Source organism: Bacillus sp. 5w2 (assembly GCF_054353775.1).
This window is the reverse complement of record NZ_JBTIWT010000004.1, coordinates 113,203-128,271: the sequence shown is the minus strand read 5'-3', so window position 1 is coordinate 128,271 and position 15,069 is coordinate 113,203. Positions and strand designations below refer to the sequence as shown.

At 36.4% G+C, this 15,069-nt stretch carries 16 protein-coding genes; 2 read left to right on the top strand and 14 right to left on the bottom strand.

All coding sequences use genetic code 11. The features are described from left to right. Positions 1-4: 4 nt before the first annotated feature. The 6 genes from ACXY7N_RS10440 to ACXY7N_RS10415 all read right to left on the bottom strand — a co-directional run bounded on the left by ACXY7N_RS10440 (position 5) and on the right by ACXY7N_RS10415 (position 6,514). On the bottom strand, positions 5-838 hold the full coding sequence (locus ACXY7N_RS10440) for a GNAT family N-acetyltransferase (RefSeq protein WP_088084077.1): 834 nt from the start codon (positions 836-838) through the stop codon (positions 5-7). Positions 839-904: 66 nt separating this feature from the next. After that, a complete protein-coding gene (argH, locus tag ACXY7N_RS10435) occupies positions 905-2,413 on the bottom strand; it encodes an argininosuccinate lyase (protein ID WP_088084078.1) in 1,509 nt (502 codons plus the stop codon). Positions 2,414-2,514: 101 nt separating this feature from the next. After that, the gene (locus tag ACXY7N_RS10430; RefSeq protein ID WP_088084079.1) at positions 2,515-3,624 is read right to left on the bottom strand and encodes a serine hydrolase; all 1,110 of its coding nucleotides are present in this window, start codon (positions 3,622-3,624) and stop codon (positions 2,515-2,517) included. A 117-nt stretch (positions 3,625-3,741) separates the two neighbouring features. Continuing rightward, positions 3,742-4,674 (bottom strand): nucleoside hydrolase, encoded by a 933-nt coding sequence (locus ACXY7N_RS10425; protein WP_088084080.1) that lies wholly within the window; start codon positions 4,672-4,674, stop codon positions 3,742-3,744. 118 nt (positions 4,675-4,792) lie between these two features. After that, positions 4,793-6,232: a sodium/pantothenate symporter gene (gene panF, locus ACXY7N_RS10420; protein WP_088084081.1), complete on the bottom strand. Its 1,440-nt coding sequence runs from the start codon at positions 6,230-6,232 to the stop codon at positions 4,793-4,795. Positions 6,233-6,235: 3 nt separating this feature from the next. Then, entirely contained in the window at positions 6,236-6,514 is a 279-nt protein-coding gene (locus tag ACXY7N_RS10415; protein WP_016086871.1) for a YhdT family protein, read from the bottom strand. Positions 6,515-6,786: 272 nt separating this feature from the next. Here ACXY7N_RS10415 and dhaS point away from each other — a divergent pair, with 272 nt between their 5' ends. Beyond that, on the top strand, positions 6,787-8,271 hold the full coding sequence (gene dhaS, locus ACXY7N_RS10410; protein ID WP_016086870.1) for an aldehyde dehydrogenase DhaS: 1,485 nt from the start codon (positions 6,787-6,789) through the stop codon (positions 8,269-8,271). 49 nt (positions 8,272-8,320) lie between these two features. Here dhaS and fabG read toward each other — a convergent pair whose 3' ends face one another. After that, a complete protein-coding gene (gene fabG, locus ACXY7N_RS10405; protein ID WP_016086869.1) occupies positions 8,321-9,061 on the bottom strand; it encodes a 3-oxoacyl-ACP reductase FabG in 741 nt (246 codons plus the stop codon). Positions 9,062-9,187: 126 nt separating this feature from the next. On the opposite strand from fabG, the gene ACXY7N_RS10400 reads away from it, so the two are divergent. After that, positions 9,188-9,343 (top strand): YfhD family protein, encoded by a 156-nt coding sequence (locus ACXY7N_RS10400; protein WP_488592388.1) that lies wholly within the window; start codon positions 9,188-9,190, stop codon positions 9,341-9,343. 72 nt (positions 9,344-9,415) lie between these two features. Here the strand turns inward: ACXY7N_RS10400 and ACXY7N_RS10395 are convergent, their stop codons facing one another. The 7 genes from ACXY7N_RS10395 to ACXY7N_RS10365 form a co-directional block, all read right to left on the bottom strand. After that, the gene (locus ACXY7N_RS10395) at positions 9,416-11,269 is read right to left on the bottom strand and encodes a terpene cyclase/mutase family protein (protein WP_488592387.1); all 1,854 of its coding nucleotides are present in this window, start codon (positions 11,267-11,269) and stop codon (positions 9,416-9,418) included. 99 nt (positions 11,270-11,368) lie between these two features. Then, the gene (locus tag ACXY7N_RS10390; protein ID WP_016086866.1) at positions 11,369-11,794 is read right to left on the bottom strand and encodes a divergent PAP2 family protein; all 426 of its coding nucleotides are present in this window, start codon (positions 11,792-11,794) and stop codon (positions 11,369-11,371) included. Between the two features lie 79 nt (positions 11,795-11,873). Continuing rightward, positions 11,874-12,815 carry an EamA family transporter RarD gene (rarD, locus tag ACXY7N_RS10385; protein WP_016086865.1) on the bottom strand — a complete coding sequence of 314 codons (942 nt, stop codon included), beginning with the start codon at positions 12,813-12,815 and terminating at the stop codon, positions 11,874-11,876. A 91-nt stretch (positions 12,816-12,906) separates the two neighbouring features. Next, positions 12,907-13,155, bottom strand: a complete 249-nt coding sequence (locus tag ACXY7N_RS10380; protein WP_016086864.1) for a DUF1294 domain-containing protein — start codon at positions 13,153-13,155, stop codon at positions 12,907-12,909. 159 nt (positions 13,156-13,314) lie between these two features. Then, positions 13,315-13,713: a hypothetical protein gene (locus ACXY7N_RS10375; protein WP_016086863.1), complete on the bottom strand. Its 399-nt coding sequence runs from the start codon at positions 13,711-13,713 to the stop codon at positions 13,315-13,317. Positions 13,714-13,754: 41 nt separating this feature from the next. Then, positions 13,755-13,979 (bottom strand): hypothetical protein, encoded by a 225-nt coding sequence (locus ACXY7N_RS10370; RefSeq protein WP_488592386.1) that lies wholly within the window; start codon positions 13,977-13,979, stop codon positions 13,755-13,757. 13 nt (positions 13,980-13,992) lie between these two features. Next, positions 13,993-15,042 (bottom strand): P-loop NTPase, encoded by a 1,050-nt coding sequence (locus ACXY7N_RS10365; protein WP_016086861.1) that lies wholly within the window; start codon positions 15,040-15,042, stop codon positions 13,993-13,995. Positions 15,043-15,069 lie beyond the last annotated feature (27 nt).

The following is a 15,069-nucleotide window of genomic DNA, read 5'->3' as shown; positions in this document are numbered from 1 at the left end:
TGTTCTACTTCTCTAAAAATATGAGTACAGACTCCGCAATTTGTTCATAACCAATCTCTTGATAAATTTTATTTGATGTTGGATTTGCCAGGTCCGTATATAATGTCGTTGTTTTGTAACCTTCGTCTAACATACGTTGGCTAAGTGCAGCGACACAGCTAGATGCATACCCTTTGTTCCGCGCTTCTTTCGGTGTATATACGAAATTAACTGTTATATTGTTTGTAGTTGGTCTCGTTTTTGCAGCTACAGAAACAAGCTCTCCGTCTACTTCTAGAGCAAATAGACGACGATTAGTAATTAATGTATGGGCGGTTTGTTTCGCTTCTTCTTTCGTAGTAGGAAGATTCACATCTTCGCAGAATTGATATATCCACTGTTCTATTAACGTTAGCTCATCACTACTTACTTCTCGAAAGATTCCATCTCCGTTCCACTTTTTCTTTACTTGTTTTAATTCATATATACCTTGCTCCATTGCAACATTCGTTTTCTTATTTTCTAACACCGCAATTTCTTGCGCTAATTTCTGTACAATTTTCTTATTACCGATTAATCCAGGAACATCTGGATATACTTTCGTTAATTTTTTTGCAAGTTCCACTATGGCCTCTTCCGTAATTTCAGACGTAGCAACAATTATTTGTTTCTTTTCTTCTGTTTGAAGAAATACAACTGCTATTTCTTCCTCTTGTTTTGCTACCCCCATAAATATCGGTTCTTGGACCATTTGTAATACACCTAATATGAGATTATTTTCCTGCTCATGCTTCTCTAAAAATGGTATAACCTCTTCTTTAAAAGTAAGAATCTCTTCACATACATGTAATTGAATCATCGACAATCTCTTCTCTCTATTTATAGTTTCATTAAGTATTGGCGATTAATTCATTAAATTCCTCTTTTACGATTCAATAATATTCAAAGTTAACGTATTTAAATCATTTTCAGCTTGTAAAATTCTCTTTTTTTCCTTTTCAAATACCTCTTCTTCTTTTCGAAATGACTCTTTTCGATTTTTAATCATACGCTCCATTTCTTTTTTACTCGGTCCACCATATACCTTTCTTTTTTGAATAAAAGCTTCTGGTGATACAATTTCTTCCCACTCTTTTTCTGACAAATGTATTTTAAATTTTTCTTGTAAGTATATATTTACATCTTTGAAATGTAATTCATGCAACTCCTTTTGCTGCTCCAATGACATATTCGCAATAACACTTGCTGCATGATGAGCTTGCCGAAATGGAATGTCATAGTTTTTTGTTAATACATCTGCGAAATCAGTTATCGTAATTGCATGTTTATAGGAACGTTTTTTCAACGTTTCTTCTTCTACTTTCATCGTTCGAATGACTGCATTCATAATACAAAAAACACGAATAGTCTTTTCAATTCCTTTATATAAATACGGCTGCAAATCATCTTCCGTATCAACAATATCACCAAATGGTGTATTATGAATCATTTGAAATACTGTAAATGCTTCCCCTAAAGCACTACTCGTAATCGCACGGGCGTGTTCAATTGAAACTGGATTTCGCTTTTGGGGCATAATACTACTAATTTGTACATATGGCTTTGCAACAGTAATACCATCATATTCTTTCGTCGCTAATAATAAGAAGTCATGAATCCATCTACTCGTATTCGTCATAATTACCATAAGTAACGAGCTAACTTCTAATAAATAATCCGCTCCAGCAACAGCATCATATGAGTTCTCGATTACATTTGTAAATCCAAGTAAATAGGCAACTCGCTCTCGTTTAATTGGGAAACTTGTTGTAGATAGAGCGGCGGCTCCCATTGGAGACTGATTTAAAAGTTTGTACGTTCGTTTCATTCGTTCTAAATCTCTTTGCATCGTATCATAAATCGCTAACGTATAATGACCAAATGTTGTTGGCTGCGCTGGTTGTGTATGCGTATAAGCTGGCATAATCGTTTCCTTATGATCAGCAGCGAGTTGCAATACACTTTCTTGCAATAACAAATGATGTTCCATTAATCGTAGTACATATTGTCTTAAACTCATGCGATACATCGTTACACCCATATCATTTCTACTTCTACCAATATGCATATTACTGACAAAATCGCATTTCGCCTCTTGAGAAATTAAATGTTCCACTAAAAAAAAGAGATCTTCATGCTGCTCTGTATATAGCAATTGATCTTTTGGAATTCCCTCTATCTTTTTTAGTGCGTGTAATATAACTTTAGCTTCTTCCTGTTTCATTAACTTTTCTTCAGTTAGCATCGCAATATGCGCTTTATGCACTTGAAACATATCTTTCAATAAGTAATTTCGTTGAAAATCAAATACATGTTGTAATACGCAATTCACATATGTTTTCCCAGGGAAATCAGCGCCTTCACTCTTTATAAATTCTTCTTTACTTTGTTTCATCACCTTTTCCCCTCTCCCCTAAGTACTACTACCCATCATACCCAGTGATGGCGAAAAAGTGCTTGTACATAAAAATAAACTCGGTGCTCTCTGCACCGAGTTTATTTAATAAAGGTCGCATCATACTTATCACTTTGCAACACTTGAAAATGTAAGTTTGCTAAATGTTTCCGTATTTCTGCACTGTCGTCCTCATTTAAATCATTTGCTAAGAACACTATTTCTGTACAGTTCCCGCGTTTATCCATCGCATAAACTGCTTTTGTAACTGTCCATGGCGTATAGCCATTTTTTTGCCCTGCATGTCTAAATGTTTTACGGTATTTCTTAGCACTCATATCTGTTTCAACGATATTAGCCCACACTTTTTCTTCGGCGTCTGTCAGGCCACCTTTATGATTTGCCTTTTGAAGCAGTACCATATAATCGTTTGCAGAAGCTGCTGGTAAACGATCTGACCAAATTTTATCGTAACGTTCCTCTAAATAAAGAGGAATTTCCTTCTGTAATAATGGTCCCTTCTTTTTTAAGCGTTCATGAATAATCATCGCATATTCACGATATTGCTCTTGGGACATTTCTTTTAACTTTTTCTCTATTTTATATTTCGGAACATGTAGTTCTTTATGCAAATATCCAGGGATGTATAAAGATGAAACAATCGGAAATAGCGGCTGATGTGCTGGAAGCGATAAACTTTGTAAATTCCGATTAATATTATCTAATCCTAACACTTCCATCAAATATTCAGCATTTGCATTCGAACTAAACTTAACCATTCCTTTTGCTACTTCTTCTAAAGAAACTGCTCCTTCTGTTATCTTGTCTGTCTTTTGCAAATACCTTTGCCATCTATCTTGTGCACCACCATCTGTATTCGGCACATAATAGCGATTTACATCATTAATGGAAACGAAACTAGACGGATCAATTTTCCCTTCGGTAACTTGTTTCGTATATTCAAGCGCCACAATTAACTTCATCGTACTAGCAACTGGCAATACAACATTTGGATTAACAGAATAAACAACTTTATCATTTCTCTTTACTAGAAGCGCACTATTTTTTTCATCTTTATGTTCTTCAATAAAGGATGCGATATACTGCGCATCATCATTATTTGAACTCCACACTTTTTTCACTAAAAAATTACCCGATATTAGCAAAACGAAAATACCCACAATTACTGCGCATACTATAGTTTTTTTCAAGTAAAATTCCTCTCCTATTGTGTAACTCTTCTCTATCTATCTCTTACAAACAAAATAATGGAGATGATTATTTTAGTAACCATCTCCATTATTTTAACTTGTATTCTCCCATTATGTCTACGTCATAATTTTCACGAAGTCTTCGAGAAATTTTTTATAATGTAATGACCATCCAATTCGCACCCAATTTTTTAAAGCTTTCGAGTCAGGTTGAGGACGGAAATCAGCAATACTCTCTCCCTTTGCAATTCCAACTGTATCTACATCAACACGACGGTACACATAATCCAAAATAGACGGATTCGCCGCAACCATCATTGTAACAACGTCATGTACTGGACTACCTGTTATTTTCGGGTTTAACTTTTTATAAGCTTTATAATAATACGTAAATATCGGTTCAATTAACTTATTAAAACTCGTTTTAGAGTGTTTCGTAATATATTTTACCATCTCCGGCGTAATAATAGCTTCAGATGTAACGTTCAGTGGCACTAATGTCACATTCTTGGCATTTTGCATCACTAATTGTGACGCAATCGGATCACCATGAAAATTCGCCTCTGCGACTGGTGTCACATTGCCGGGCATTAAAAAAGCACCACCCATTATATAATATTCTTTCACATACTTCATCATCGGCTTTTCTAAAATAAATGCTGTCGCTAGTGTCGTTGACCTTCCCGCATCAACAATGATTAATTCTCCTTTATACTTTTCAAGAATATCAAAAAATGCACAAAAAGGTTTTATATTTGGTGAAAAAGCTTTTGGAGGTTTAATTGGTCCTAAACCGTCTGCTCCATGAATTTCTGGATAATACGTTATAACATCTCCGGATAAAGGAATTTTCGCACCATTAATAACAGGTATATCTTCCCTTCCTGCCATTTGCAATAAATATGCCGCATTACTCGTTGCCTTTTCTTGCGTTACATTTCCATATCCCGTTACTACGCCGACAATATCAATATCAGGATGCAACAATCCATACATAATTGCTAAAGAGTCATCAATTCCCGGGTCTCCTAAAAATAATATTTTTTTCATCGACCTCAACTCCATCCCCCTCAATTGTTATTAATTTATGAATAGCAATAGGTATACAGAATAAAAAAGAACAAATTTACACGAAAAAACGCAGTCCTATAAGGACTACGTTCTTCATCTAACCTATACTGTTTTTCTTCACAACACTCATACTTCCAATGATATAAGCGATAAACGCAAAACAAATCGGGAAGACAACTGTATGTATACCGAACGGATTTGGATAGAGAAGATGAATGCACATATATGAGCCTACCCCAACTAAAATAGAGGCCAGCGCTCCTCTTGCATTTCCTTTACTCCAATATAACCCTAATACGATTGGCCAAATGAATGCTGCTTCTAATCCACCGAAAGAAAATAAATTTAACCATATTAAAAAATCTGGTGGTTTAATTGCTGCTGCATAAACGAGCAGTCCTACGATAGCAGTAATCCATAAACTTCCTTTTCTAATCGTACTGTCTGCCGCATCTTTATTTATGTAATTTACGTATATATCTTTAATGATTGACGAACTTACAAGTAACAATAGCGAGTTTACTGTAGACATAATCGCTGCCATTGGTGCAGCCAAGAAAACTCCCGCTAACCAAGGTGGCAACACTTCCATCGCGAGTAGCGGCATTACTTTATCTGGTACCGTTATACCCGGAAGTACGACTCTTGCAAATACACCCGTTAAATGCATACCGATCATAATTGTACCTACAACAATCGTTCCAATTATAAGCGCTTGATGCATCGCTTTTGAATTTTTATAAGACATGGCACGCACACTAATTTGCGGTAAACCGACAACGCCAATTCCAATTAAAATCCAAAACGATGTCACATATGATTTCGTTAAACTACCATCTGCTCCGAATGGTGTAATTAAATTCGGATTGATTTGAACAAGTTCCTGCATAATCTTTTCAATTCCACCACCAGCAATGACAGTAGCAATTAAAATGATTGTCGTTCCAACTAACATAATAATTCCTAATAACGTATCTGATAAAGCAACTGCACGAAATCCACCAATTAATACGTACACAAGTACAGAAAAAGTAAATAAAAATAGTGCTGTTGTATAAGATAGACCCGTTAGTGATTCAATTAATCGGCCACCGCCGACCCATTGAGCTACTGTTGCTGAAAATAAGAAGATAATAATACATAACGCTGAAAGTATAACAACTGCTTTATTATTGTATCTTCCCTTTAAATAATCGATAAGAGTAATGGCTTCCATCTTCCTAGCGATAATTGCAAACTTTTTACCGATAACCGTTAAAACGATATACCCTGTTACAACTTGAATCGCAGATAATAATACCCATCCGAGGCCCATATTGTACGCAATACCTGGACCACCAATAAAGCTACTAGCACTACCGTACGTAGCAATCATTGTCATCGCTAATAATAAACCGCCAAGTTCACGCCCACCAAGAAAATATTCTTGTAAAAATTTATTATTAGCAGTCGCTTGTACGCGTCTTGAAGCATATACACCAATTAAAAACACAACGATAAATGAAATTATCATTGGAATGATTACATACCAATTCATCTATTATTCCTCACTTTTTTCTTCCTCATCGAGTGAAATATCTTGAAATACAAAACGAACAACTAAACTAAGTAAAATAACCATAACGACAAATCCAACGATACAGCTATAAAAAAACCATGCTGGAAAACCGAATATATATGTATATTCACTTGGATTTTTACTACCAAGCCCATAAGCAAATCCGTACCATATTATAAAATTAATAATAGCAAGTCCAAGACCAATTAACGCTTCTCTATGGGCGATTCGAAAGCGTGGATCATCATGATAATTCTTCATTTCCTCCCTCCTCTCACGATGTATTATTGTACCATTGTTCTTCTAGTTTTTCCTACTAGAAAGCAAAAACAAGCAGGATTTTTTATAATCATATAGAAGATTCTCTTACATTACATATTTTTTACAATTGTAACACAAATGAAATTTGAATTTTCAGTAATTGTTAATTATGATTTTAATTAGAGGCTTTCCATCTAGTTCCTACATCCTTGATTTCGGAATAAACGCCGTCTCGTACTGCGTTTACATTATATTTTCAAGGGGGTTATACTATGAGTCAACTAGCTGTAAATCTTCATGAAAAGGTAGAAAAGTTTCTTCAAGGTACGAAAAAGTTATATGTGAATGGATCCTTCATTGAAAGCGCTTCCGGTAAAACGTTTAAAACACCTAACCCAGCAACTGGCGAAACACTTGCCATCGTTTCTGAAGCTGGTCGCGAAGATATTCATAAAGCTGTAGTCGCAGCTCGCATGGCTTTTGACGAAGGTCCTTGGTCTCGTATGAGCACTGCTGAGCGTAGCCGTCTTATGTACAAGTTAGCTGATTTAATGGAAGAACATAAAGAAGAGCTTGCACAGCTTGAGACGTTAGATAACGGAAAGCCAATCCGTGAAACAATGGCAGCAGACATACCACTTGCAATTGAGCATATGCGCTATTATGCTGGCTGGGCGACGAAAATCGTTGGTCAAACAATTCCTGTTTCCGGTGACTACTTTAACTATACACGCCATGAAGCGGTTGGTGTTGTTGGTCAAATTATCCCTTGGAACTTCCCTCTTCTTATGGCAATGTGGAAAATGGGAGCGGCACTTGCTACAGGATGTACAATCGTTTTAAAACCTGCAGAACAAACTCCACTATCCGCTCTATACTTAGCTGAATTAATTGAAGAAGCTGGATTCCCGAAAGGTGTTATTAATATCGTACCTGGGTTCGGTGAATCAGCTGGACAAGCTCTCGTTAATCATCCACTCGTTGATAAAATTGCATTTACTGGTTCTACTCCAGTCGGTAAACAAATTATGAGACAAGCATCCGAATCATTAAAACGCGTTACACTTGAGTTAGGCGGTAAATCACCAAATATCATCTTGCCAGATGCTGATTTATCTCGCGCGATTCCTGGTGCACTTTCTGGTGTTATGTTTAACCAAGGACAAGTATGCTCTGCTGGATCACGCTTATTTGTTCCGAAGAAAATGTATGATAATGTCATGGCTGATCTCGTCCTCTATTCTAAAAAACTAAATCAAGGTGCTGGCCTAAATCCAGATACTACAATTGGTCCTCTCGTTTCTGAAGAACAACAAAAACGTGTAATGGGCTACATTGAAAAAGGGATTGAAGAAGGCGCTGAAGTACTTTGCGGAGGAAGTAATCCATTCGATCACGGTTACTTTGTTTCTCCTACCGTATTCGCTGATGTAAATGATGAAATGACGATCGCAAAAGAAGAAATTTTCGGTCCAGTTATTTCTGCAATACCGTTTAACGATATTGATGAAGTAATTGAACGTGCGAATAAATCACAATTCGGATTGGCAGCTGGTGTATGGACAGAAAATGTTAAGACAGCACACTATGTTGCAAGTAAAGTACGTGCAGGTACAGTATGGGTAAACTGTTACAACGTCTTTGATGCAGCATCTCCATTTGGAGGATTTAAACAATCCGGTCTTGGTCGTGAAATGGGATCTTACGCATTAAATAACTATACAGAAGTGAAGAGCGTTTGGCTCAACTTAAACTAATGAAAAGAACCTGGCCTATCCGGTCAGGTTCTTTTCATTATGTATTCATTTAAACTTGCAGTCCCCCGCTCACATTTAATACTTCTCCTGTAATATAGGACGCGTATTCTGATGCTAAAAAGGCCGCTGCGTTCGCAATATCTTCCGGGGTTCCAATTCTACCAACTGGAATCGCGCCAACCATCTTTTCTTTCACTTTATCTGGTATCGTTTTTGTCATATCTGTATCCATAAACCCGGGACAAATCGCATTACAAGTAATACCGAAACTTCCAACTTCTTTCGCTGCTGTTTTCGTTAAACCTACAACTCCTGCCTTTGTAGCCGCATAATTTGCTTGACCTATGTTTCCTTCTCTACTGATTGAAGATATATTAATAATGCGTCCATACCCTTGTTGTCTCATGTAAAGAAGTGCTGGTTGCATACAATAAAAAACACCAGTTAAGTTTACTTGTAATACTTGTTCCCAAGCAGACTTCTCCATTTTATGTAACATTGCATCTCTTGTAATCCCAGCATTATTCACCAATATATGTAATGTTCCGAATTTTTGAACCGCATATTCAATTAACGACTTCGCTTCATTTTGATTACTCACATCACATCGATATAAGCTCACTTCATATCCTTCATCCGATAACTCACGTGTCGTTTTTTGTAGCTTCTCTTCATTTACATCGCTAATTAATACTTTAGCCCCTAGTTTTGCATAAACTCTTGCAATCTCTTTTCCAATTCCCTGTGCAGCTCCTGTTACAACAGCTGTTTTCCCATTTAAAAATTCCATCCCTATCCCCCATTTCTATTACTTATACTGTATATTTCGGCTTTTTCCTTTCCAATTCCTCTTTGTATAAAAAAGTCTATTTGTGTCAAACTAACTTTGCAACGTCGCATAAAGTGCAAGGAGATTGTGTCGAATGAACAAAAAAATTTCAAACAAAACAAAGCTACTGATGGCATTGATGTTGAGTTCTCTCGTGAGCTCGCTGACCACAATGACTTAGAAGCAAACGCACGTGCAAATGCCGCTGATGCACGTCAAAAACGCCAGTCAAACGAAAAATAAGGAAAGCATAACCTTATTCTTTTCAACAGGGACCTACTACCCAACAAAATAAACCGAGAGACATCTCTCGGTTTATTTTCTATATTTTTTTATATAATGTGCAAAAGTAAGTAGCGGATATACATATGCATAGCTATGATAACGAATATAAAACCCACCTGGTAAACCTGTTCCGGTAGGATATTTTTCATTACCATTAGAATTCGCAAGCAAATATGAAATGCCTTTTCGAATAGCTGGTGTTTCTGTATCATTATAAGAAATGAGAGCATCTAACGCCCATGCTGTTTGGGATGGTGTACTGAATGGCAAAGTAATAAACCTTTTCTCCACACTACTGTGGCAAGATTCCCCCCACCCACCATCTTCATGCTGTATATGTTCAAGCCATAAAGCTGCTCGTTTCAATGAAGGATTGCTAGATGGAATTCCTAGTGACCGTAAACCAGTCATAACAGCCCACGTACCATATATATAACAAATACCCCATTTCCCAAACCACGATCCATTTTCCTCTTGTACATTCATTAACCAATTTACCGCACTTTGTTTTTGTTTTTCAGACAATTCATTTTGCGCATATGTCCCAAAAAACTCTAACACTCTCCCTGTAATATCTGGTGTAGAAGGATCTGTAATCATATCGCTTGCATTTTCGATTGGTAAATTTGCTAATATATTGCTCGTCACACCTTTTTCAAACGCGCCCCAGCCACCATTATTATTTTGTAATCCTTTAACCCAATTGATTCCTTTCTGCCAAGCACTATCTACATTTTCGTTTCTTCTACTTCGTGCCAATGCCCTTAGCACAGCTGTTGTATCATCAACATCCGGAATAGTCGTATTCACATCCGAAAAGCCCCAACCTCCTGGAGTAAGCGCCGGAGCATGTACGCTCCAATCCGCTTTTTTTGTATGCTGTTTTTTTAATAAATATGCTGCTGCATGTTGAATCATCTTATTATCTTTCGGAACGTGGGCCTCCTGTAACGCATAGCTGAGTAAAGCCGTATCCCATACAGTTGAAGGAGAGTTTTGCAAATGACTCCCTCTTTCCACCTTCCATATATAAGATGTTAACCCGGTTATAGCATTTTGAATTATTGATGATTGAAGAGAATGTCCTAACGCAAGTAAAGCATAAATCATATAAAACGAGGCAGTTGCGTAACTATATAACGTTCCATTTTCATCAATACGCTTTTTCATAAAACGTTCTACTTCCTCATATCCTTTATGATGTAACGAAAGTGGATATGATAGGATTTGTTTCATATCACCTAATAACGTTTGAAACAACGGAGACCGATCCTCCCGAAACCATTCTCCGCCTCCGCCCGCAATATGATTTAAATTTGGCAATAACTTTTTCCCTACTCGAAATCTTTTATTTAAACACAGCATCATCGGAATTAAATGGATACGTGCTGAGCTACTCAATTCAAATATACTGAAGGGAGAATCATTCTGTAAAAACATGATTGGCGTTGGTAAATGAAAGAGTGAAGGATATTCATACTCTCCGTGAATTGCTAATAAAAACTTCGTCATAAAATGAGCACGCGCTACCCCCCCGCGCTCATTTATAAACATTTCCGCTCGCTTCATATTCGCATCTTCTTTTGTATATGTTTCCGAAGCAAGTAGGGCAGCATAAGATTGAATTGTAGCAGATAAATTACCACCCACTTCATCTTCATACAATTTCCACGTTCCTTCATTTGTTTGAAGTGATGCTAATCTTTTTACAAACGGTTCTATCTCTTTATCTCTACCTAATAATTTTAATAAAAAAATCATATGACAATCTGTTAATGGAGCCCCTTCAAAACAAAACCGCCACGTACCATCTTGCCGTTGCATCGTTTGAAGCGCAGTTTTTCTTCTCGCTATTTCTTCATGCACTTTTTCATATAATAACAAGTTACTCACCCACCCTTTCGAAATCCGTATAACGATATTCAAAAAGGTAGCTGAATATGTATGAAAACAAAGAAAAGCAGAACATATAAAATGTTCTGCTCATAAACAATATCCTACTCCGACAATTATCCCTACTAAAGCACCGACTACTACTTCATACGGTGTATGCCCGACAAGTTCATTTAATTTCTTATATTCTGTTTGTCTACCGTGAAAAAATTCATTCAATATTTTCGCCTGTTTACTTACTGCAAGTCTTACCCCTGAAGCATCATACATAACAATTATTGCAAAGATAGCAGCAATAGCAAATAAGGTACTTTCCACACCTTCCACTACGCCAACACCTGTCGCAAGTGCTGTAACAGTTGAAGCATGAGAACTTGGCATCCCACCTGAAGCGAAAAACTTTGCAAAATCAAATTCACCCGTTTTGACTAATTTAAAGACTACTTTCGTTAATTGTGCTAAAAACCATGAAATTACAGCGGCCATAAGCGGATCATTATGTAAAATTGTTTCCACGTTCTCAGCTCCCTACTAGCTATAATGGAAATTCTATATAGTATCAGTATAAAGAAAAATGCGTAGAAAATACTACGCATTATGATACTTTTGCTGATTTATTTTTTATAAATTTCGGTTGTTTCTGCACTAAAAACTTTGTTTTCGCTACTGAGAATACAAATAATGCAACCCATATACAGAAAAATGCCATCATATGAGTAGATGTGAAATGTTCACCAAATACGAATACACCTAAAATTAAACTAATCGTCGGTGCAATATATTGTAAAAACCCTACCATATAAAGCGGAATAAGTTGTGCTCCTTTTGCAAAATAAAAAAGTGGTAATGCTGTAACAATGCCTGCTCCTATTAATAGTAACGTTGATAACATGGAAATAGATCCAAATGAACCGAATCCATGCGCTCCAGTCATAACGAGATAAATCATTGCAAACGGCGTCACTAACATCGTTTCCATCGTAAGACCAATTGTCGCATCATAATTTAACAATTTTTTCGTTAATCCATATAATCCAAATGAAAAGGCAAGTGATAAAGAAACCCACGGAATAGATCCGAAACGCACTGTTAAAATGATAACCCCTACTCCAGCTAAACCAACTGCAACATATTGCCAAAAGTTTAACTTTTCCTTTAAAACAACTGTACCAAGTAAAATACTAATAAGCGGATTAATATAATATCCAAGACTTGCTTCAATGACATGATTATGATTAACGGCCCATATATAGACAAACCAGTTTCCGCTAATCAAGACTGAAGCTATTGTTAATGACATTAATAATTTAGGTCGTTTAAAAAGATTCACGAACTCTCCAATAAACTGACGAAACCTCTTCGTAACACCTAATACAAGTAACATAAAAACGAACGCCCAAACGATGCGGTGTGCTAATATTTCATCTGCCGGAACTTCCTCAACCCATTTCCAATAGATTGGTAGAATTCCCCACATCGTATAAGCACCAGCCGCATATATAATCCCTTTTTTTTGCTGTGCTGATTGACTCCCCATCTTCCTTTTTCTCCTCTTCTCATTTTTCTCCATTATAAGGTCCCACGTGCTCACTTTACCAATAATCAATCTGCGATTCTTTCGACATTTCTCATACAGCAAAAAGTAAACATACTGTTATAACGACAAGTAACGGTATACCGAAAACAAATTTCTTTTTATGTGTTTTATGGTGAAACATATACATACCGATCCAAGCACCAACTGCTCCCCCAGCTGCCGCTGATAAAAACAACGTACTTTCTGGCGTTCTCCACTGTTTCTTCTTCGCTTTTCGTTTATCAAGCCCCATAAGGCTAAAAGCTATAACATTAATAATAATAAAATAAATCCATTTCATCGCTTTCTCTCCCTATGAAAAATTCGCTTAATGGTAACATGAAAAAACGATGGAAACAACTGAAGAACACTTTTTATTAATTAGTTACCTTCATATTTACATAACCAACTAAAATCGCAGTTAAAGCAATTAATATAGAAAGATATTATGAGCAGGATCTTATATTTCATTCCCTTCACCCACTACCATATTATCGAAAAAACTTCTCTCAATTACTTTCTCATCAAATTGAAGAACTACAATTAGCCCTACATATAAAGAAACAAAATTTAGAAACCATTCCCCATTATCATCTTTCTGAGCTAAGCATTTAAATATCTCTTGAAATTGCATACGCTCATCCGCAGCAACAACCGGGCGCACACCAAAATATTTCAATACGAGATTCAGCTCCATCTGCACGGATAATGATAAAATATATTTTAATAACTCTGTATAATCAGCAACATTTTTTTGACTATATAACTTCACAAGCTTTTGATGTAAAATAGAAATCGATAATTCTTCTTCAGTCACTTTTGTTGCTTCTATCGTTTCAATCATCTTTTTCATATCCATTACATTCACCCCTCCTGTAAAAAAACAAAGCCAAAGAGTATTTATCTTATAAAGAGCAATAATTGCGCATTTCTCGTCTCTCTTTCTTCTTCATTAACTAAGTCATACTTTTTTAGAAGATGAAAGATATCATTTAATATTTCCTGTGAATGATTACGTTGCAAAAATCTCTTTAACTCTTTAAAAATCACTTCCGGTAAAAAAATCTTCTGACTTTCAAGTTTATTCATTACATCTTCCATAGAATGATCGATATTACAAGCCATAAAAATCCCTCCTCTATCCTTTATAAATAATATCTTCTGCTAACGATGTAAACACTTCTCCAACAAGAGAATCTTCATCATATACAGATGAACCGTTATTTTCTTCACGTTTTGCAAAAGGTACTTGTGCGATTACTTCTGTTTGCAATTGTTCTGCTAACATTTCGCCGCCCCCTTTTCCGAACAGATAATTTTTCGATCCATCTTGTTCTTCGTAATAAGCCATATTTTCCACAATACCTAAAATCTCGTGTTTCGTATGTTTTGCCATTACGCCTACTCTAGATGCTACGAATGAAGCTACATTGTGTGGTGTTGTAACGATAATTTCTTTCGCCTGCGGGATCATTGCTGCAACATCAATGGCAACATCTCCTGTACCAGGTGGTAAATCAAGAAGTAAATAATCTAATTCTCCCCAGTGCGTATTCGCAAGGAAATTTTGAATCCATTTATTTAACATTGGCCCACGCCACATAACCGGATTATTTCCTTCCGTAAAAAATCCCATCGACATGATTTTAACACCGTGACTCACGACTGGAATTGCTGTTTGATCAATCATCGTTGGTTTTTGAGTCGTTTCCATCATAGCTGGGATGCTAAAACCATATATATCTGCATCTAATATCCCCACTTTTTTGCCCATACGAGCTAAAGCAGTAGCAAGATTAATTGTCACCGTTGATTTTCCAACTCCACCTTTTCCGCTCGTTACAGTAATAAAGCGTACCCCTGAGTCAGGGCGAAGCATACTCGGCATACCAGTTTCTGTTCTACTATTTTTCTTTAACTTCTCTGTTAGCGCAGCTCGTTCTTCTTGTGTCATAGAACCAAATATCAAATCTACTTTAGATGCACCAATTGCCTGAAGAGACTCTTCCACATCTTGTTGAATTTTTGCTTTTAACGGACAACCTTGAATCGTTAGCACTACTTCAAGTTTAACCTCTGTTCCATTCATTTGTATATTTCTAACCATATTTAATTCTACAATACTTTTGTGTAACTCTGGATCCTCCACATGTTTTAACGCATTCATTATTTGTTCTTGAGTAATCATAAAACTCATCCCTTCTCGTATTCTAAT